This is a genomic window from Vibrio stylophorae (assembly GCF_921293875.1).
GTDB classification, from domain to species: Bacteria; Pseudomonadota; Gammaproteobacteria; order Enterobacterales; family Vibrionaceae; genus Vibrio_A; species Vibrio_A stylophorae.
In genome coordinates, this window is record NZ_CAKLDI010000001.1 from 2,214,706 (window position 1) to 2,235,304 (window position 20,599).

Below are 20,599 nucleotides of genomic sequence, written 5' to 3' on the forward strand. Positions count from 1 at the left end.
ATGCGAGATTTTTACTCAGGCTTCGATTTAGGTAACAGTAGATTGAGCAAAATACCAACAATTGAACACAGTGCGATACCTTGAAGCGCGAAATTACGCGGCTTTTCTAGGTTGGCACAAGCTTCAACCATATTCGATGCAAGCGGTGTTTGCTTACATAGCTCAAGCATTTCTGCTGCAGGACCGCCCACAGAAATGTTAATCGCCATACCACCGATACCAAAAATTAGAATCACAGATACGATACATAGGTTACGCGCATCATTCAGATCCACTTTATGGCGAACCAAGGTGTTCATCCCCACCACAGCAATCGAACCAAAGAGCAGGGTCATAATACCGCCCATCACCACAGTTGGAATGGTTTGCAGGAACACACCCAATGGCGCAGTGAAAGAAACCAAGATGGCAATCACTGCCGCCCAAGTCATGATCACTGGGTTAAAGGCTTTGGTTAGCATCACCGCACCCGTTACCTCTGAGTAAGTGGTATTTGGTGGACCACCAAATGCAGCTGCGGCCATAGTCGCTAGGCCATCACCCAACATGGTACGGTGCAGACCTGGCTTTTTCAGATAGTCTTTACCGGTTACTGAGCTAATCGCCAAAATATCACCGATATGTTCAATCGCAGGTGCAATCGCCACTGGCAAAATGAATAAAATCGCTTCCCAGTTAAAACTTGGCGCCGTGAAGTTTGGCATCGCAAACCATGGCACATTGGCAAATTTAGAGAAATCAACCAAACCAAAGTAAAGCGATAGGCTATAACCGACAGTGATACCTGCCAAAATAGGAATCAAACGGAAAATACCGCGACCTAAAATGGCCACCAACAAGGTGGTGGTCAAGGTTGAAATTGAGATAAAGAGCGCGGTGCTTGGATCAACCACTTGCTCACCACTCAATACGCCCATGGCTTGGCTAACAGCAACAGGCGCAAGGTTCAAACCAATCACCATAATCACTGGGCCAACCACGACAGGTGGCAAATAGCGATGTAGCATGCCCACGCCACGCCATTTCACTAGCGCACTCAAAACAAGATAGAGGCCACCCGCAGCAATCAAGCCGCCAAGGGTATCAGCCACACCCCAGTTACCAATACCGGCACTGATTGGCGCAATAAACGCAAAAGATGAAGCCAAAAATACCGGCACTTGGCGTTTGGTGCAAAATTGGAAAATAAGGGTACCAATACCAGCAGTAAAAAAGGCCACATTGGGGTCAAGACCAGTAATGAGTGGGACTAGCACCAGTGCACCAAATGCGACGAATAGCATCTGACCGCCGGTGAGCGCATCTCGAGCCACAGATTGCAGGGTTCGAGCCTGAGTCATGGGGGGTTCTCCTTGTAACAGCTAAGTTAGCTTGTGAATGATTTTTTCCTGAAAAAAACCGGCTAACGCCGGTTTTTTAAAAAATATTATTTTGTGCCAAAAATCTTATCGCCGGCGTCGCCTAGACCCGGAATAATGTAGCCCTTGTCGTTCAGGCGTTGATCAATAGCAGCGGTATATAGCTCCACATCTGGGTGCGCTTTTTCAAGCGCGGCAATCCCTTCAGGCGCAGCCACGAGTACCAATACCTTGATATGCTCACAACCATTTTCTTTAAGCAGATCGATAGTTGCGATCATTGAACCACCTGTTGCCAACATTGGGTCAACCACCAAAGCCACACGCTCTTCAATGCTTGGCGCAAGCTTGTGGAAATAAGGCACTGGCTCAAGGGTTTCTTCATCGCGGTAGATACCCACCACGCTGATACGTGCACTTGGAATATGCTCTAGCACACCATCCATCATGCCTAGACCAGCACGAAGAATTGGCACAACCGTTACTTTTTTACCTTTGATTTGATCCACTTCCACAGGACCATTCCAACCGTCGATGGTTACTTTCTCAAGTTCAAAATCAGCGGTTGCTTCGTAGGTCAGCAAGCTACCGACCTCGGTTGCAAGTTCACGAAAACGCTTAGTACTGATATCCCCTTCGCGCATCAGACCAATCTTGTGTTTCACCAACGGGTGTTTCACTTCAACAATTTTCATTATGTAACTCCAACCAGCAAATAAACCGCCGCATTATAACCTAAACATTCAGCTGATATACAAGCATTTGTAGCAGAAAATCAGCACGAACCATCAACAAGTTGATTTCACGCAAACGATTTCCTTTGCTTTGCAACTGCTGTTAGAATAGCGCCGCTTTTTCGACTCTAACCATGGTGGGATACTTAAGTGAGCACGAATAACACGTCACTGAGCTACAAAGATGCAGGTGTTGACATTGACGCGGGGAATGCGTTGGTCGATCGAATTAAAGGGGTAGTTAAAAAAACTCGTCGTCCTGAAGTGATGGGCGGGATTGGTGGTTTTGGCGCACTATGCGAACTACCAAAGAAATACAAAGAGCCTGTTTTGGTCTCTGGTACTGACGGTGTAGGTACCAAACTACGCCTCGCTATGGATTTGAAAAAGCACGACAGCATCGGCATCGATTTGGTGGCCATGTGTGTCAACGATTTGATTGTTCAAGGTGCAGAGCCCCTCTTCTTCTTGGACTACTATGCAACCGGTAAACTTGATGTCGACACAGCAGCGGCTGTCGTTGCCGGCATCGGCGAAGGCTGTTTGCAATCTGGCTGTTCACTGATTGGTGGTGAAACGGCTGAAATGCCTGGGATGTACCATGGCGAAGATTACGACGTAGCAGGTTTTTGCGTCGGTGTTGCTGAAAAATCAGAAGTGATTGATGGCAGCAAAGTGAAAGCGGGCGATGCGCTGATTGCCTTGGCATCTAGCGGCCCACACTCCAATGGCTACTCTTTGGTTCGTAAAATCATTGAAGTCAGCAAAGCTGATTTGTCCGCAGATCTTGACGGCAAGCCGCTATCAGAGCACCTACTGGCGCCAACTAAGATTTATGTGAAATCTGTACTGAAGCTACTTGAAACCACCCCTGTACATGCCATTTCTCACATTACTGGCGGCGGCTTCTGGGAAAATATTCCTCGCGTATTGCCAGCCAATACCAAAGCTGTGGTGAAAGGTGCAAGCTGGCAATGGCCTGCAATCTTCAACTGGCTACAAGAGAAAGGCAATGTTGAAACCTACGAAATGTACCGCACCTTTAACTGCGGCGTGGGTTTGATCATGGCGTTGCCAGCAGAACTTGCTGAGCAAGCCATCGCTATTTTGAATGCCGAAGGCGAAAACGCATGGCTACTCGGTCATATTGACCACGCAGCCGATGGCGAAGAGCAGGTCGAAATCCTGTAATGTCTGCCATGGTCAAAGGCGGGATTGTGGTGGTGATCTCAGGTCACGGCTCCAATCTACAAGCGCTGATTGATGCCAGTGTGCGCGGTGAAATCACCGCGCCCATTCGTGCGGTGATCAGCAATAAAGCCGATGCTTTTGGCCTTGAGCGCGCTCGCCTTGCGAATATTCCAGCGCTCAGCCTTAACGTGAAAGACTACGCCGACCGCGCGCAATTTGATCAAGCCTTAGCCGATTGTATTGCTGAATTTGAGCCAAGCTTGGTTGTGCTCGCGGGTTATATGCGTATTTTAAGTGCTGAATTTGTGCAGCGATTTAGCGGCAAAATGCTCAATATTCACCCCTCTCTTTTGCCAAAATATCCAGGACTCAATACCCATCAGCGCGCCATTGAACAAGGCGACAGCCATGCGGGTACCAGTGTGCATTTCGTGACTGAAGAGCTCGATGGCGGCCCTGTTTTAATGCAGCTGATGGTGGCCATTGAAGATGGTGAGACTGAAGCGCGTTTAAAAGCGAAGGTACAAAAGCTTGAACATGCGCTATACCCAACTGTTGTGCAGTGGTGCCTTGAAGGTCGATTCACCTTGCAAGGTAATCATGCGTACTTAGATGGTCAGCGACTTGAAGCGCCACTCATTCCGCTCTATGACAGTCATCTGGCATAAACAGCGCGAAAACGCTCAACAAATAAAGATCGAAAAAGCCGACCTCTCAGTCGGCTTTTTTATGTTTATTCTATATTCAATTAAGCTGATTTTGGCTGCGCATTAGGCGGCAGTTGCGGCGCACAAAAACCATGATTGGTGGCTTTTAGCTCTCCCAAATGGAAAACACAGTATTCACCTGGACGCATTTTGTGCCACTGCTCATTGTTGGTCAGCGGCTGCGTAGCGATCACAGTAACCACATCATTGGGCGTGGTTTCTTGCTGAAAATCGATCACCACATCTTCATCAATCAATGAAGCTTCACCAAAGGGTGCGCGGCGAGTGATCCAATGCAGATTGTTACTGCAATAGGTAAACACCGACTCACCATCACTGAGCAACATATTAAACACCCCGAGGCTACGCAGTTTATCGCAGCACTGGGCAATAAATTGATAGAGCGCAGTTAAGTCCGCAGGCAGTGCAATAAATTGCTGCTCCAGCTGATTGAGCAACCAACAAAACGCCAATTCACTATCCGTTTCGCCGACAGGAATGTAGCGGCCCGTGGGTAAATTTTCATAGTGCGATAACTGGCCATTATGAGCAAAGGTCCAATAACGACCCCATAATTCTCGCGTAAAGGGATGGGTATTTTCCAGTTTGACTTCGCCACGATTGGCTTGGCGAATATGACTCACCACGGCGCAGCTTTTGATGGGATATTGCTGAACGAGCTCAGCAATTTTAGATTGGCAACTGGGGTTGGGGTCCTTAAAGGTGCGAAATCCTTTGCCCTCGTAAAAGGTAATTCCCCAACCATCTCGATGCGGCCCAGTGTTGCCACCGCGCTGCATCAAACCAGTAAAACTAAAACAGATATCTGTTGGCACATTGGCACTCATGCCAAGCAGCTCGCACATAAAAGCCCTTCCTTGCTTTCAATTGAATGCTTTGAGCTTATGCTTTTTCCATTTCTGCTTCAATCAACATCATTAGAATATGAATGACTTTGATATGCACTTCTTGAATGCGATCAGCATAGCCAAAATGAGGTACACGAATTTCGATATCCGCCATACCGGCCATTTTGCCGCCATCTTTACCGGTCAAAGCAATGGTCTTCATGCCTTTTGCTTTTGCCGCTTCAATAGCTTTGATGATGTTGCCTGAATTGCCTGAAGTTGATAAGCCAAGCAACACATCCCCTTGCATACCCACGGCTTCAACGTAGCGTGAGAAGACATATTCATAACCGAAGTCATTACTCACGCAAGAGAGATGACTCACATCAGAGATCGCAATCGCCGGATAACCAGGACGGTTTTCACGGTAGCGGCCAGTCAGCTCTTCTGCAAAATGCATGGCATCGCAGTGTGAGCCACCGTTACCGCAAGAGAGCACCTTACCACCCGCTTTAAAACTATCAGCGAGCAGCTTTGCTGCTGCTTCAATTTGCGCAATATTGTCAGGGTTTGACAAAAACTGGTCCAGCACTGTGGCGGCTTCTTTCAGTTCATTCAAAATGGCATCTTGGTACATAAGGCCTCTCTTTTCCTTTAACAGCTCAACCTAATGCGGTTGTGGCGATGAGGAATCAGTGTACATAGAAGTTTCATTCTCTGTCGATAGCGCTTGTGTGACCTTGGGCGAGATCTGGTCAATCAGAGGACGAATTCCTGCCACATTGGCACACAACCAGCAGTGATCCGATGGAATGATACCGGCTTTATAGAGCTTATGCTGAATATGTGCAGCAGCGCCAAGAATGATCACAGGTTTTGGCGCGATATCTTCAAGGGTCATCGCAAACTGTTTCAATGCGGTGTAATCCATGGCCACCAATTGGCGCATATCAAGCACCACCAGCTGGCTGTTGTGATGGCTATGGCTCAACTTCATCAGCACTTTTTCACAAGCAGCAAAGAAGAAAGCGCCGCGTAGTTTGTACACGCTCACTTCATCACCCAAATAGGGTACCGGCGTCATCTCTTCGCTTTGGCCTTGCTCGATATCAGTCAGGCGCGCCATACGATGAATAAAGAGAACACCCGCAAGCAACATGGCATAAGCCACTGCAATCACCATATCGAACACCACGGTCAAACCAAAACAGGTCAGCAATACGGCAACATCTGCTTTTGGTGCGACTTTAATGGTACGAATAAAGTGTGGCACTTCTGACATATTCCAAGCCACCATCACCAGCAATGCCGCCAAGGTACTCATAGGAATAAAGCTGAGCCATGGCGCCAAAGCCACAATCGCAAGTAGCACAAAGGCCGCGTGAACCATACCTGCAATCGGTGAAATCGCACCCGCGCGAATGTTTGCCGCAGTACGAGCAATCGCCGCTGTTGCCGGAATCCCACCAAAAAATGGGGTGACCATATTGGCAATCCCTTGGGCAACCAATTCACCATTTGGATTGTGTTTGGTTTTAGTCATGCCATCGGCAACCACCGCACATAGCAAAGACTCAAGCGAGCCAAGCAACGCAATGGTAATGGCCGCAGGTAGCAGTTCGACCACCATGGACATATCAATGCCGGCAAAAGGTGAATGCCAGCTAGGCAAAAATGGCGGAATACCCACGCCTTTCACGCCATTGAGGTCATAGCTAAAGCGATCGCCAATAGTCGCAGCGTGGCCAAGCCCTGTATGAGTGAGTACTAAAGCAGTCACAGTGCCCACAACCAAGGCAATCAAGTGCGGTGGAATATTGGATTTGCGACGACGCCACAAAACAAAAGCCGCCAGCGTCACTGCGCCCACAATGGCATCAGCCCAAACCAGAGTTGGCAAGGCTTGACCGTAGGCTGCAACTTTTTCAAGAAAATGGTGTGGATTTGAAGATAGCGTCAAACCCAATAGGTCTTTGAGTTGCAAAAAGGCGATGGTAAAGCCAATACCGGCGGTAAAACCGGCCACCACAGGGTAAGGCACAAACATCACCAAACGGCCCAGCTTGAGTAGCCCCATCAAAAACAGGATGGCACCAGACATGACGGTGGCAAGGAGTAACCCTTGAATCCCATACTGCTCAGTAATCGGCAGCAAAATGACCACAAATGCAGCCGTTGGACCGGTAATATTAAAACGAGAGCCACCACATAGTGCCGCGATGGTACCCGCGACAATCACGGTATACAAACCATACTGAGGCGGTACGCCAACAGCAATAGCAAGCGCCATCGCTAGGGGAATCGCAATGATCGCAACGGTGATCCCAGCAACGAGATCGGCTTTAAAATTGGAACGTGAATAGCCACTGCGAAACGCATCTCGCAGCGCTGAAAAAATAACCACATTAACCTCTGTATTCAGAAAAACTGGATTGTCGTCCCTGGAGAGTCAGGGTCAGCCGCAGGCTGGCTCTAGGCATTAGCGTCAGGACAGGCAACGCAAAATCAGACGGGATGCTTATCAATGAATAAGCAAGCGCTCACATTTTACGCCGTTCGGTATGAAGATCAACGGCCTTAGGCGCTCGATTTTCATTCAATTGGAAACTAATAATGACAGCGTGAGACAAAGTTAAGACAACCCAGTCAAGCGGCTGCCACTCATCTACACTGAATGTATTGCAATGATAATGCGTTCAAGGAGTGAATATGTGGTCCTTGCTCTATGCCTTCGGGGTTTTGATATTCAGTGGCTACCTAATTTACCTTCGTTCAGGGCTTTGGCTATTTAGCAGTAGCACCCTTGGCTTACTCATACTTGGCGTTGCTTTCAGCCTACTCACCCCTTGGGCCGTGGTTCTCGCGCTATTGATTTTAACGCCGCTTAACCTACTACAATTGCGACAAAAAGCGCTCAGCTTGACGCTCTACCCCTATATCGCAAAGCATTTAAAAAAGCACTTTCATTCAGCATTACAAGGCTATGACTATCTTAAAAGCGGTTGGGATAGCAGCCTATTCCAAGGACGAGCCGATCAAGCAACGCTCAATCATTTAAGCCTGCCGCGCAGCGGCAGCGAAGGGCATAATTTTCTCGCAGGCCCAGTCGCGCAGCTGGGGCAAATCTATAGCCCGACCCAACCCGAACGCTGGCAAACCTTTTTGCAAACTCAGGGCTTTTATCGATTGTGTATTGATAAACGCTACCAAGGCTTTGAGTTTACGCCCTTTACTCTCAGTCGTGTGATTCAGCGCTGTAGCACCATTGCGCCCCAGTTAGGTGCGTTGATCGCCTCTCCTGCACGCTTACATGCCGAACAATTGATCAAACAGTGGGCAAACCACAAACAAAAAGATGAATGGCTCAGCGCCATTGCCAGCGAAGAGCTCAAAGTGATCGTGCCGCCCTCTCAACTTGCACTGGCGCATGGCGATGAAAAAATCACGCCTTTGACTGGCGAGTTGAATGAACATGAAATCACTGTGTTTGGTCATTGCAATCAATTCGAGGATCACTTTAGCCACTGCATTGTGCTGTGCCAAATCCAAGCGCAAAAGGATGCATGCTTGATAATGCTCACCCAGCAGCAACTCCACCAGCTCAATCAGCAACATCGAATTGGTGTTGATTATTCGCAATTGCTCGGCTGTCACGCAAAAGCCAAGCGAATCAAAAATCAACTTCGCAAAAGCGCCTTAGTGCCCTATGCCATTGCGGCGCCATCTCTGACTTTAGCGGGCTTTGAGCAGCTCACCGTACTCTTAAGCGCGCAGCTTACGTGGCAAAACTGGCAATGTACGCAAGCGCCAGAGCAGCTTGAGCCACTGTTAGTACAAAGCCAGCAGCTAACCACGCAACTGCGCGCACTCATTCAATTTCACTGCGCGCTCCATGAACATCGAGAATTGGGCCAACTCAGTATTGCTTTATCACATCAATATGGACTTCATCGATTACAGCAACTGATATTACAACTGCAACAGATGCAATTTCGCGATGGCCCGATGCAACAAGCGCATGGCATGCTCAAACAGTGGCTTGAACTATGCCAACAACAGCTTCAACGTAGCCCATTTTCTATCGCCTGGGTTGAGCACAATGCCGCGATTCAGCTGCTTTATAGCAGCCACCCCTATTTTCATCACAGCGATGAGGCCATTCGTCGCTTTCAGCACAACAGCCATCATCGCCAGCGCGCCCTAAAGCAATTTGACCGTGCGCTTTTTGGTACCCTGGGATTACAACTGAGTCACATGCTTGCCGCGCGGTGGTGGGGATTGAGCGCGCGCTTTAGAAAACAACCGCAACAAGCCAAAATGCATCAAGCCAGCTGTAATTTCGCACTCTATTTAGATGCACTACTGACCGGCCAGCAACCATGGTCCACACGGCAAAAAACGCGACTATTTGAATATGCGCAGTGCTTATATATCGCGGCAGCGACTGTGCAGCAATGCCACCATCCGCATCGATACAGTGAAGCCGCTTTAACGCCACTATGGCGACAACTCAACCGTCTGGATCAAGCCTTGGTTCGCAACCAAAGCAAGCGCTGGCGTATTTTATGCTGGCTGATGAGCCAAGCAATTCGCTCACCGATTGTGCCTGATGTGCAGCAAGCCGATCAGCTGCAAACTCAGCTTAAAAATACCCAGTGGCAGCACAGTTTTACCCCTCAGCTTAGCGAGACACAGCCGCTGCTTTGGCACAGCGCTCAAATATGGCAAGGACTACAAAAATTCAAACCCTATCGCACTGAATTTGCCAAGCAATCCTGTGTCCTGCTCGACTATTTTGCCTCGCCGCCAGCCACACTCAGCGCCTCTCAACGTGAGTTATGGCTCAATCTGCACAGTAGCTTAGCCGCCTTTGTGCCGGTGCATAAAGAGAAGCACAGCGATACGCAGGCAGTGGCCTAATTCTGTCGGTGTCATTCACGACATCTATTGGACAGCAATAAATTAAACAGGAACATCAGCGATATGAAAAAAGAGAAAGCCAAGGCTTTCTCTTTTTTTCATTCTTGGATATCAATCCGAAGGGGGCAAGGCTAGCTCAGAAGCAGCTTTTTCAGCTTTCGCTTTTTTACGCTGCCACAACAAAATCCCAGATGTTGTGCCCACCAATAACACCAAGTTAAAAATCACCACCCAACGGATCACAGATTTGCGTTTAGCTTGACGCTCAAGCTCTGCCACACGCTCTGCTTCCTCTTTTTGTTTGGCTAATTGACGCGCCCGCAACGCTTCAAGATTGGTATCAATTTGTAAGGTCGCAGCCATAGTAAAGCTTCGCTTTTCAAGCCCAAGCACATATTCGCGATGATACTCATCGGTACCATAAATCCAGCCCCACCATTCATAGCGGCCGACCTCTTTGGGATTAGGTAAATCAACCACCAGCCGATCAGCACCCGGCGCCATGGTGCCTTGTGCCACCGAAATCTGGCCGTTTGGATCGCGCATTTCAATATGCGCTGCAATCGCGGTACTTGCCAAAGAGCCCGATTTTAAGGTCACCACCAATTGATGATCTTGGTCGACACTTTGCCCTTGAATAAAGGTAATGTTCACCGGTGGTGGAAAGACGAAAAGATCTTGCTCATGAGCCCGAAGAAAAACGCCATTGCTCGACACAATACGCACACGATATTTACCGGGCTTCACCTCAACGGGTAATTCAACGGTAAAGATGCCATCCCCAGCATGTTCATCCAAACCTTCACCGTTGTCATAAAAGGTGCCCAGCGTTTTCTCAATGGGCGCGCCTGGTACAGGTTCATCGAGCTCGTCACCTTTCATCGGTAAAAATTCAACCGTGAGTTTAACTCGCTCTAGAAAGTCACGCATCACCAAGGGCGCACCGTCTTGGGTTAAACGCGCCGTAAACTTAAAGCGCTCATGCTGATAAAGCCGCTGCGGCAATTTAGATACACTGAGCTTTAAATTTGAGATGACATGAATTTGGTTATCTGGCGAGATCTTGCCTATGGCCTGCCAAGGCCCGGGCATTGGATGGTTAATGGTAATGATGTCGAGCGTGCTTTCCTCATACCAAGAAACATTTTTAGGATGGCGCCAAGCATAATATTTGGTGCCATCGGGACGCACCAACACCACAGGCGTGGACTCATTTTCTCGATGAATTAAAAAAGCCACCTGACGAATACTGGGATCCACACGAAAGCGGTTATCCAGCAGCATTACAGCTTGACCTTCAGCATGTAAACCAAAGCAGGGCCAAAGGCTTAGCCCCACTAAGAAACATGAGAAAATGCGTCGCAGTCGCGTCATTGAGTCTCCTCTTGACGCCAGATGGTCGGCGCCCCTTTCTTTTCAACCAAATCCAAACGCGCATTGTGCGCATCTAGTTCATCGGCTGATAGGGTCACACACTTTAATTTTTTTGCGCGATCATCAAGGCGGATCACACCTTGTCCGCTATTTTGATTGTCATCTGATTGATTGAAGGCAAGTTTAGTCTGACCACCTGTCATCAACAGATAAACATCAGCAAGGATCTCGGCATCAAGCAAAGCGCCGTGCAAGGTACGGTGCGAGTTATCAATACCGTATCGTTCACACAGTACGTCCAAGTTATTTCGCTTACCTGGGAACAGTACTTTAGCCATTGCCAAGGTATCGGTGACCTGGCAATAATCCTCAGTCTTGCCAATGCTGCTATCAAGCATGGCAAACTCGTGGTTCATAAAGCCGACGTCAAAGGGCGCGTTATGCGCGACGATCTCAGCGCCACGAATGAAGTTTAAGAAATCTTGGTGCACGTCAGCATAGCTGGGCTTGTCGGCCAAAAAGGCATCGGTGATCCCATGCACCGCAATCGCTTCAGGATCGACTTCACGGTCAGGCTTGATATAAACGTGAAAATGGTTGCCCGTTAATCGGCGATTGATAATTTCCACCGCACCAATTTCAATGATGCGGTGGCCTTCATAGTGAGCACCGATACCGGTGTTCATACCTGTGGTTTCGGTATCCAGCACGATAATGCGCTGACTGTCGCTAGCATTTAGGGTCATGGTTATGTCAGACTGAGCCAATGTTATCCCTATACTAACAAATTCGATGAAACAGGTAGAGATTTTCACCGATGGCTCATGCCTCGGAAATCCCGGTCCCGGTGGTTACGGCGTTGTAATGCGCTATCAGCAGCATGAAAAAGAGCTTAGCTGCGGATATAAACACACCACTAATAACCGTATGGAAATGATGGCCGCCATCGTTGCCCTGCAAACCCTAAAACAGCCTTGTCAGGTGATTTTAACCACAGATAGCCAATACGTGCGTCAAGGGATCACTCAGTGGATCACCAATTGGAAAAAACGAGGTTGGAAAACCGCGGATAGAAAACCGGTGAAAAATGCCGACCTATGGCAGCTTTTGGACCAAGAAACAGAGCGCCACCAAATCGATTGGCGCTGGGTGAAAGGTCATGCGGGTCATGCTGAAAATGAGCGTTGTGATGATCTTGCGCGTCATGCAGCCGAATCACCGACGAAAGAAGATGTAGGCTACCAAGCGGAATAATTGCAAGCCATTAAGGCTCAGCAGAGGATTGTCGTTTCGCCTGAACGCGATAGTTACTGACCACCACCACCGGACGCCTACTGGCCATTAAACGTGGGCGCACTTTATTTAAAGGGATGGTGCGCTTACGCGCAATTAATAAATAGTTGCTGGCAAGCAAAGGCAGCCAAGGGGATAGCTGCTGATCAAATCGTTCACGCCAGCGACTAGGATGCGCGCCCGCACAAACGCCAAAATGCTCTCGATGCACCACTTCAAAATTGAGCAGCGCAAGCCAGTCTTCAATGCGACCTTGGGTAAAGAAACGACCATGCCATGGACAACGTTTCCGCTTCCATGGCAACAAGCGATTGAGTCCCATCCCACTGACTGGGTTCCACCCCGCCAACACTAAATAACCATCATCCATCATCACCCGATCGATTTCGCGCAATAAGCGATGCGGATCTTGGCTAAATTCCAACTGATGCAGTAGCAGCACCGCATCAAAGGATTTACCGACAAAGGGAAGTTGATAGGGATCGGCTGTGATTTGACGATGAGGATGGGTTCGCGCAACACAAACCTGATGGGCAATGCTACAATCCTGACTATCCAAACTAATGCTCAAACCGCCAAGTTTAAGCATATGATAGCCAAAGAAACGTGACCACCATGGTGCCAATCGCGCATCCAGCTGAGACTGCAACCAGGGTCCCTGATTGAAGTCATGCCAAAACTGCGGCGCATCAATGAGCTGTGAGCGAAAGGCGTTTGGTGTTATCACGGTCATCACCACGGAGTGAACACATGTTGAGTGTAACAGCTATCCCTGCCTTTTCAGACAATTATATCTGGCTGATTGAGAACGATCGCAAACAAGCTGTGATTGTCGATCCCGGCGATGCTGCCCCTGTATTAGAATTTTTAGAACATCAACGCTTACAACTAGCGGCCATCTTAGTGACTCACCATCACCACGATCATACCGATGGTATTGCCGCGCTAGTTGCGCAGCACCCAAACACACCAGTGTACGGACCGGCCAATAGTCCATTTTTAGGCATCACTCATCCTTTAGAAGATGGCGATAGATTCAAGCTGCTCAATCATCAATGCCAGGTGATCGCCACCCCCGGTCATACCCAAGATCATATCTGCTATCTGCTGGGCCATCGCCTATTTTGTGGTGATACGCTATTTTCTGCCGGTTGCGGCCGATTGTTTGAAGCGCCGGATGCGATGTATGACTCACTGCTTAAACTCAAAGCGCTCCATGATGATACAGCCATCTATTGTGCGCATGAATATACGCTCAGTAACCTAAGGTTTGCACAGGCGGTAGAGCCTAATAATTTAGCCATCCGCAATCATCTCGAAAAAATCAGCCAATGGCGTCAGAACAATCGCTGCTCTTTACCGAGCTCCATGGCGCTAGAGCGCGAGATTAACCCATTTTTACGCTGTGATATTGCGGCCGTACACACTGCTGTATCAGATTCTGTGTCAAAGTTTGATGAGCAAAGTGTCTTCCGTGCGCTACGTCACTGGAAGGACGTTTTTTAAGCACAATTCCTTGTCACATTGAAAAGGGGAACGTATTATCGGCAACCATTTTGTCCATAGGTAGTTTGCATGAAACGCATTGCTTTTTTGACCAGTGCGCTAATTCTTAGCGGTTGTCAGCTTGTTCCCCAAAAATCCACAGAATCTGAGTCTGGCACTCCGATTCAGGAACCGCAGGTAATGACGCCAGTCACACCAAAAGAAGCAGAGCCGCAAATACCTGTTGTACTGACCCCACAGCAACAAGAAGACCTATGGAATCGTATTGGCATGCAGCTAGAAATGGCTGTGCCTGAAGATGAGCGAGTCGATTACTATCGTGATTGGTATGTAAAAAAACACCCCAATCACCTCAAAATCGTTGCTAAGCGCGCTGATCCATTTATGTATCTTATCGTCGAGCAAATCGAAGAGCGCGGCTTGCCACTTGAGCTCGCGCTGCTCCCCATCGTTGAAAGCTCATTTGACCCATTCGCCTACTCACATGGCAGTGCCGCTGGACTTTGGCAATTTATTCCAAGTACGGGCCGCCGCTTTGGTCTTGAGCAAAACTGGTGGTATGACGGTCGCCGAGATGTAGTGAAAGGCACTGAAGCCGCTTTAGACCTGATGGAATACCTCTACAAGCGCTTTGATGGCAATTGGCTGCATGCACTTGCTGCATATAACACTGGTGAAGGTCGCGTCCTACGCGCGATTAAGGCCAACAAAAAAGCAGGGAAACCGACAGATTTCTGGCATCTGGACCTACCGAAAGAAACCCGAGGTTATGTGCCTAAGCTGCTGGCACTGAGCGATATCATCAAACATAAAGATCAATATGATGTTGAACTGCCAGTCATTCAAAACCACGCCAAACTCAAAGTCGTCGATCCTGGCATTCAAATGGATCTCGCGATGGCTGCGCAATATGCTGATATGACGGTCACTGAGCTGCAAAGCTTTAACCCAGCATACAACCATTGGGCAACTGCGCCTGAAGGTCCAAATCATTTCCTATTGCCGATTGGCAAAGTCGACGTATTCACCAGCAATATGGCGAAAAACGGCAATAAAGGTATGAAAGTCGTTCGCTACAAAATTCAACCGGGCGATAGCTTGAGTGTGATTGCTGAAAAACACCAAACCACAGTCGCAGTGATCAAGCGTGCGAATAACCTCGGTAGCAACAGCATTCGCGTGGGTAAACATTTACTCATTCCAGTCGCGATGAAAGATGCAAGTCATTATGGTTTGAGTTCAGATCAACGCCTTGACCGCATTCAAGACCGTGCCCATGGTGGTCATCGCATCACGCACGTAGTCGAATCTGGCGATTCATTCTGGAGCCTTGCTAAGAAATACAAAGTATCCGTAGCCAATCTTGCTGAATGGAACGGTATGGCACCTAAGGATTCACTGCGTATCGGCCAGAAGCTTGCAGTGTGGCAACAGCCAGCACCACAAGCGATTATGCGCACCGTGATCCATCAGGTACGCAGCGGTGACTCTCTCAGTACCATTGCAGATAAATACCGAGTTTCTGTAGACAGCATTATCAAACTCAACAATCTGAATAAGAAAAGCTATCTACAGCCAGGACAAAAACTAAAGATTCGCGTTGATGTTACGAAAATGAGTAGTTAATGCGTGAGCAAGTGAAAACTTGCAACCATCGGATTATGATCAGAGGCATCACTTGTGGGTGCCTCTGCTTTTATCAGCTGCAAGCCACGATAGAACATATGATCGAGGTGATGACCAAATACGCTCATTCGTGCATCAGGCGTAAAATCAACCTCAATCAGCCCCAATGTATTCGCTACTTTTCTTAATGCCGCCACACGCGCATCACGCCAAGTATTAAAATCACCAGCCAGAATCATCGGCCCTTTGTGTGTAAGCAATGCTTGCTCAGCAAGGCCTAGCTGCGTTTCAAAAGCATCCATCCCCATTGAAAAGTTAATGCTGTGCAAATTCACCACAAGCAATCGCTGCCCATTGGTTAAAGGGTACTCACTTACTAATAAGGATTTAGGTAGACGTAACAACGGCTCTGTCGTCAATAACCCACAGGCACTGACTGGTGATTGCGTTGACAACGTCATTACGCCCGCCGAGGCGCCAGCATAATCAAAAGCGCGTACAAGCTGAGCATAAATACGGTGACGCTGAAGATAATCAAGAAATGCTGAGCTTAAACGAACTTCTTGCAGAAGCACCAAGTCACTACCAACACTCACTCGCTGTAATTCTTTAGCCCAGCTATCACGCTGACCTTTATAGATATTCCAGCTCAGCACTTTGAGTTCACCAGCCCGATCAAGCGGCTTGGCTTTTAATTCAAAGTAACAAGAATCTGGATGTAGTTTGGCCCCATACTGCGGCGTCATAATCCAAACTTGCGTCTGACTCGGCGTTTGAAATTGGGTATAAGCCCAAATCGAAAGGGCCGATAACACCAGCCCAATCACAGAAAAAAGAAGGGTAAATCGTTTCGTTTTAAGTAACCGTATCAATAGTGCTGTCCATTATCGTAATAACCCGCAGGTGTCAGCGGATAGAAGATGACAGCAATATTATCGACCGCTGGAAGTGCAGCTCGCAAGTGTTCAGTGATCAATTGTGCCACTTTATCCTGTACATCTTGCCCACGATCGAACCAAAACAGCTCAACAAATGGATAACGGTTACCATGAACTTCGCCATCAAACACAAACGTTGAATGTACCTGCTCTAACGTAAAATCGAGACGAGGACTATTCATGAGTGGCACCAGTGCGTCAACAAGATCAGTAGAGATGGTTTGTAGGGTATCAGCTTCGATACCGCGAAAACGTAGATGTGGCATAACAAGACTCAATCAACAAATAAAGCGGCACTATAACAAAGCAGACAGAATAAAATAGCGACTCTGATCGCGCCTTTTTGCAACTTTAGTTGAATCAAGGAGGTCTTGCGAGAAGTAAAGTAGAATAAAATTTTGAGCATTTCAGACGTAAAAAAGCCCAAGTCTTTCGACTTGGGCTTAGTATAAGTGGCGGAGCGGACGGGACTCGAACCCGCGACCCCCGGCGTGACAGGCCGGTATTCTAACCAACTGAACTACCGCTCCACTCAAGCAGATGCGATGCATCAACTTAAATTTAAAGCCTGGCGGTGACCTACTCTCACATGGGGAAGCCCCACACTACCATCGGCGCAGCTGCGTTTCACTTCTGAGTTCGGCATGGAATCAGGTGGGTCCACAGCGCTATGGCCGCCAAGCAAATTTGTTAAATCTGGAAAGCTTTATTCGACTAGTTCTTGCTTCGTTCTCAACACAATCAAGCTTGTGTACGTAAAACCCTCTTGGGTGTTGTATGGTTAAGCCTCACGGGCGATTAGTACAGGTTAGCTCAACGTCTCACAACGCTTACACACCCTGCCTATCAACGTTCTAGTCTCGAACAACCCTTTAGGAGACTTAAAGTCTCAGGGAAGACTCATCTTGAGGCTCGCTTCCCGCTTAGATGCTTTCAGCGGTTATCGATTCCGAACTTAGCTACCGGGCAATGCCACTGGCGTGACAACCCGAACACCAGAGGTTCGTCCACTCCGGTCCTCTCGTACTAGGAGCAGCCCCTCTCAATCTTCCAACGCCCACGGCAGATAGGGACCGAACTGTCTCACGACGTTCTAAACCCAGCTCGCGTACCACTTTAAATGGCGAACAGCCATACCCTTGGGACCGACTTCAGCCCCAGGATGTGATGAGCCGACATCGAGGTGCCAAACACCGCCGTCGATATGAACTCTTGGGCGGTATCAGCCTGTTATCCCCGGAGTACCTTTTATCCGTTGAGCGATGGCCCTTCCATTCAGAACCACCGGATCACTATGACCTGCTTTCGCACCTGCTCGAACCGTCATTCTCGCAGTCAAGCGGGCTTATGCCATTACACTAACCTCACGATGTCCGACCGTGATTAGCCCACCTTCGTGCTCCTCCGTTACTCTTTGGGAGGAGACCGCCCCAGTCAAACTACCCACCAGGCACTGTCCTCACCCCAGATAATGGGGCCAAGTTAGAACATCAAACATACAAGGGTGGTATTTCAAGGTCGGCTCCACAGAAACTAGCGTCTCTGCTTCAAAGCCTCCCACCTATCCTACACATGTAGGCTCAATGTTCAGTGCCAAGCTGTAGTAAAGGTTCACGGGGTCTTTCCGTCTAGCCGCGGGTACACTGCATCTTCACAGCGATTTCAATTTCACTGAGTCTCGGGTGGAGACAGCGTGGCCATCATTACGCCATTCGTGCAGGTCGGAACTTACCCGACAAGGAATTTCGCTACCTTAGGACCGTTATAGTTACGGCCGCCGTTTACCGGGGCTTCGATCAAGAGCTTCGAGTTACCTCTAACCCCATCAATTAACCTTCCGGCACCGGGCAGGCGTCACACCGTATACGTCTTCTTTCGAATTTGCACAGTGCTGTGTTTTTAATAAACAGTTGCAGCCACCTGGTATCTGCGACTCTCAGCAGCTCCATCCGCAAGGGACTTCACCATCAAGAGCGTACCTTCTCCCGAAGTTACGGTACCATTTTGCCTAGTTCCTTCACCCGAGTTCTCTCAAGCGCCTTGGTATTCTCTACCCGACCACCTGTGTCGGTTTGGGGTACGGTTCCTGATAACCTGAAGCTTAGAGGCTTTTCCTGGAAGCATGGCATCAATGACTTCACCACCGTAGTGGCTTCGACATCAGGTCTCAGTCTTAAGTGTCCGGATTTGCCTAAACACTCAACCTACACCCTTGAACCAGGACAACCGTCGCCTGGCCCACCTAGCCTTCTCCGTCCCCCCATCGCAGTTATCAGCAGTACGGGAATATTAACCCGTTTCCCATCGACTACGCTTTTCAGCCTCGCCTTAGGGGCCGACTCACCCTGCCCCGATTAACGTTGGACAGGAACCCTTGGTCTTCCGGCGAGGGAGTTTTTCACTCCCTTTGTCGTTACTCATGTCAGCATTCGCACTTCTGATACCTCCAGCAAACTTCTCAGTTCACCTTCAACAGCTTACAGAACGCTCCCCTACCCAATATACTAAAGTACATTGCCGCAGCTTCGGTGTATTGCTTAGCCCCGTTACATCTTCCGCGCAGGCCGACTCGACCAGTGAGCTATTACGCTTTCTTTAAATGATGGCTGCTTCTAAGCCAACATCCTGGCTGTCTGAGCCTTCCCACATCGTTTCCCACTTAGCAATACTTTGGGACCTTAGCTGGCGGTCTGGGTTGTTTCCCTCTCCACGACGGACGTTAGCACCCGCCGTGTGTCTCCCGGATAGTACTTACTGGTATTCGGAGTTTGCAAAGGGTTGGTAAGTCGGGATGACCCCCTAGCCTTAACAGTGCTCTACCCCCAGTAGTATTCGTCCGAGGCGCTACCTAAATAGCTTTCGGGGAGAACCAGCTATCTCCGAGTTTGATTGGCCTTTCACCCCTAGCCACAAGTCATCCGCTAATTTTTCAACATTAGTCGGTTCGGTCCTCCAGTTGATGTTACTCAACCTTCAACCTGCCCATGGCTAGATCACTCGGTTTCGGGTCTATATCCAGAGACTAAACGCGCAGTTAACACTCGCTTTCGCTACGGCTCCCCTAATCGGTTAACCTCGCCACTGAATATAAGTCGCTGACCCATTATACAAAAGGTACGCAGTCACACCACGAAGGTGCTCCCACTGCTTGTACGTATACGGTTTCAGGTTCTATTTCACTCCCCTCACAGGGGTTCTTTTCGCCTTTCCCTCACGGTACTGGTTCACTATCGGTCAATCAGGAGTATTTAGCCTTGGAGGATGGTCCCCCCATATTCAGACAGGATACCACGTGTCCCGTCCTACTCGATTTCATCTAAAGTGCACTTTCAGCTACGGGGCTATCACCCTGTATCGCCGTCCTTTCCAGGAACGTTCGCTTAGCACACTAAAAACTTAAGGGCTGGTCCGATTTCGCTCGCCGCTACTTTCGGAATCTCGGTTGATTTCTTTTCCTCGGGGTACTTAGATGTTTCAGTTCTCCCGGTTCGCCTCTTACAGCTATGTATTCACTGTAAGATACTTGCTTATGCAAGTGGGTTTCCCCATTCGGAAATCCATGAGTAGTAATGACTCTTACCGTCTCCTCATGGCTTATCGCAGGTTAGTACGTCCTTCATCGCCTCTGATTGCCAAGGCATCCACCGTATACGCTTAGTCACTTAACCATACAACCCGAAGAGGGCTATATGAACAGTCACCAAGATTTCTAGTTTTCGCCGTACTCAAGACACTTGATTGTGTTTTTGAGAACTCGTTTATTCATATGGGTATATGAATAAACATTTTTAGTTATTCATTGAACTTACATTCAAATGAATTTACTAGTCAGCTTTCCAAATTTTTAAAGAGCATGTGTTTCTTTCGAAACCATTTTTAAAAGCACTTAAGCAAATGCGTTTAAAGATGGTGGAGCTATGCGGGATCGAACCGCAGACCTCTTGAATGCAAATCAAGCGCTCTCCCAGCTGAGCTATAGCCCCAAATATTTCGCTTACATCCAATTCTTTCTGGAGAAGAATTGGTGGGTCTGAGTGGACTTGAACCACCGACCTCACCCTTATCAGGGGTGCGCTCTAACCACCTGAGCTACAGACCCAATAA

At 48.5% G+C, this 20,599-nt stretch carries 16 protein-coding genes, 3 tRNA genes and 2 rRNA genes; 6 read left to right on the top strand and 15 right to left on the bottom strand.

Going from position 1 to position 20,599, the window contains the following annotated elements:
* Positions 1-11: 11 nt before the first annotated feature.
* Both L9P36_RS10295 and upp read right to left on the bottom strand, forming a co-directional pair.
* Positions 12-1,340: a uracil-xanthine permease family protein gene (locus L9P36_RS10295; protein ID WP_237466583.1), complete on the bottom strand. Its 1,329-nt coding sequence runs from the start codon at positions 1,338-1,340 to the stop codon at positions 12-14.
* A gap of 86 nt (positions 1,341-1,426) precedes the next feature.
* Entirely contained in the window at positions 1,427-2,053 is a 627-nt protein-coding gene (gene upp, locus L9P36_RS10300; RefSeq protein ID WP_237466584.1) for a uracil phosphoribosyltransferase, read from the bottom strand.
* A gap of 189 nt (positions 2,054-2,242) precedes the next feature.
* On the opposite strand from upp, the gene purM reads away from it, so the two are divergent.
* Positions 2,243-3,283: a phosphoribosylformylglycinamidine cyclo-ligase gene (gene purM, locus L9P36_RS10305; protein ID WP_237466585.1), complete on the top strand. Its 1,041-nt coding sequence runs from the start codon at positions 2,243-2,245 to the stop codon at positions 3,281-3,283.
* The gene (gene purN, locus L9P36_RS10310; protein WP_435532743.1) at positions 3,283-3,951 is read left to right on the top strand and encodes a phosphoribosylglycinamide formyltransferase; all 669 of its coding nucleotides are present in this window, start codon (positions 3,283-3,285) and stop codon (positions 3,949-3,951) included. The genes purM and purN overlap by 1 nt, the downstream gene beginning before the upstream one ends.
* Positions 3,952-4,031: 80 nt before the next feature.
* On the opposite strand, the gene L9P36_RS10315 is transcribed toward purN, so the two are convergent.
* Genes L9P36_RS10315 through dauA form a run of 3 tightly spaced genes read right to left on the bottom strand, consistent with a single transcriptional unit; the run spans position 4,032 to position 7,242 of the window.
* The gene (locus tag L9P36_RS10315; RefSeq protein ID WP_237466586.1) at positions 4,032-4,856 is read right to left on the bottom strand and encodes a class II glutamine amidotransferase; all 825 of its coding nucleotides are present in this window, start codon (positions 4,854-4,856) and stop codon (positions 4,032-4,034) included.
* A gap of 37 nt (positions 4,857-4,893) precedes the next feature.
* Positions 4,894-5,475: a D-sedoheptulose 7-phosphate isomerase gene (gene lpcA / locus L9P36_RS10320; protein WP_237466587.1), complete on the bottom strand. Its 582-nt coding sequence runs from the start codon at positions 5,473-5,475 to the stop codon at positions 4,894-4,896.
* A 30-nt stretch (positions 5,476-5,505) separates the two neighbouring features.
* A complete protein-coding gene (dauA, locus tag L9P36_RS10325) occupies positions 5,506-7,242 on the bottom strand; it encodes a C4-dicarboxylic acid transporter DauA (RefSeq protein WP_237466588.1) in 1,737 nt (578 codons plus the stop codon).
* Between the two features lie 305 nt (positions 7,243-7,547).
* Here dauA and L9P36_RS10330 point away from each other — a divergent pair, with 305 nt between their 5' ends.
* Positions 7,548-9,758: an acyl-CoA dehydrogenase family protein gene (locus tag L9P36_RS10330; RefSeq protein WP_237466589.1), complete on the top strand. Its 2,211-nt coding sequence runs from the start codon at positions 7,548-7,550 to the stop codon at positions 9,756-9,758.
* 111 nt (positions 9,759-9,869) lie between these two features.
* On the opposite strand, the gene L9P36_RS10335 is transcribed toward L9P36_RS10330, so the two are convergent.
* Entirely contained in the window at positions 9,870-11,132 is a 1,263-nt protein-coding gene (locus tag L9P36_RS10335) for a TIGR03503 family protein (RefSeq protein ID WP_237466590.1), read from the bottom strand.
* Positions 11,129-11,878: a DNA polymerase III subunit epsilon gene (gene dnaQ / locus L9P36_RS10340; protein WP_237466591.1), complete on the bottom strand. Its 750-nt coding sequence runs from the start codon at positions 11,876-11,878 to the stop codon at positions 11,129-11,131. Before dnaQ ends, L9P36_RS10335 begins: the two co-directional genes overlap by 4 nt.
* Before the next feature lie 46 nt (positions 11,879-11,924).
* Here dnaQ and rnhA point away from each other — a divergent pair, with 46 nt between their 5' ends.
* On the top strand, positions 11,925-12,386 hold the full coding sequence (gene rnhA, locus L9P36_RS10345) for a ribonuclease HI (RefSeq protein WP_237466592.1): 462 nt from the start codon (positions 11,925-11,927) through the stop codon (positions 12,384-12,386).
* A gap of 10 nt (positions 12,387-12,396) precedes the next feature.
* Here rnhA and L9P36_RS10350 read toward each other — a convergent pair whose 3' ends face one another.
* Positions 12,397-13,152 carry a methyltransferase domain-containing protein gene (locus tag L9P36_RS10350; RefSeq protein ID WP_237466593.1) on the bottom strand — a complete coding sequence of 252 codons (756 nt, stop codon included), beginning with the start codon at positions 13,150-13,152 and terminating at the stop codon, positions 12,397-12,399.
* Positions 13,153-13,175: 23 nt separating this feature from the next.
* Between L9P36_RS10350 and gloB the strand changes: the two genes are divergently transcribed.
* Both gloB and L9P36_RS10360 read left to right on the top strand, forming a co-directional pair.
* Positions 13,176-13,931: a hydroxyacylglutathione hydrolase gene (gene gloB / locus L9P36_RS10355; protein WP_237466594.1), complete on the top strand. Its 756-nt coding sequence runs from the start codon at positions 13,176-13,178 to the stop codon at positions 13,929-13,931.
* 69 nt (positions 13,932-14,000) lie between these two features.
* Positions 14,001-15,557 carry a LysM peptidoglycan-binding domain-containing protein gene (locus tag L9P36_RS10360; RefSeq protein WP_237466595.1) on the top strand — a complete coding sequence of 519 codons (1,557 nt, stop codon included), beginning with the start codon at positions 14,001-14,003 and terminating at the stop codon, positions 15,555-15,557.
* On the opposite strand, the gene L9P36_RS10365 is transcribed toward L9P36_RS10360, so the two are convergent.
* From L9P36_RS10365 to L9P36_RS10395, 7 genes are all read right to left on the bottom strand, one after another.
* Complete coding sequence (locus tag L9P36_RS10365; RefSeq protein ID WP_290368707.1) at positions 15,554-16,384, bottom strand: endonuclease/exonuclease/phosphatase family protein; 831 nt, start codon at positions 16,382-16,384, stop codon at positions 15,554-15,556. The two genes, L9P36_RS10360 and L9P36_RS10365, sit on opposite strands and share 4 nt — an antisense overlap.
* A 41-nt stretch (positions 16,385-16,425) precedes the next feature.
* Positions 16,426-16,761, bottom strand: a complete 336-nt coding sequence (locus tag L9P36_RS10370; RefSeq protein WP_237466597.1) for a DUF1904 domain-containing protein — start codon at positions 16,759-16,761, stop codon at positions 16,426-16,428.
* A gap of 187 nt (positions 16,762-16,948) precedes the next feature.
* Positions 16,949-17,025: transfer RNA gene (locus L9P36_RS10375), tRNA-Asp, on the bottom strand.
* A gap of 36 nt (positions 17,026-17,061) precedes the next feature.
* Positions 17,062-17,177, bottom strand: a 5S ribosomal RNA gene (gene rrf / locus L9P36_RS10380).
* A 95-nt stretch (positions 17,178-17,272) separates the two neighbouring features.
* Positions 17,273-20,163: ribosomal RNA gene (locus tag L9P36_RS10385) — 23S ribosomal RNA — on the bottom strand.
* Between the two features lie 239 nt (positions 20,164-20,402).
* Positions 20,403-20,478, bottom strand: a tRNA-Ala gene (locus L9P36_RS10390).
* A 39-nt stretch (positions 20,479-20,517) separates the two neighbouring features.
* Positions 20,518-20,594 (bottom strand) — tRNA-Ile (locus L9P36_RS10395).
* Positions 20,595-20,599 lie beyond the last annotated feature (5 nt).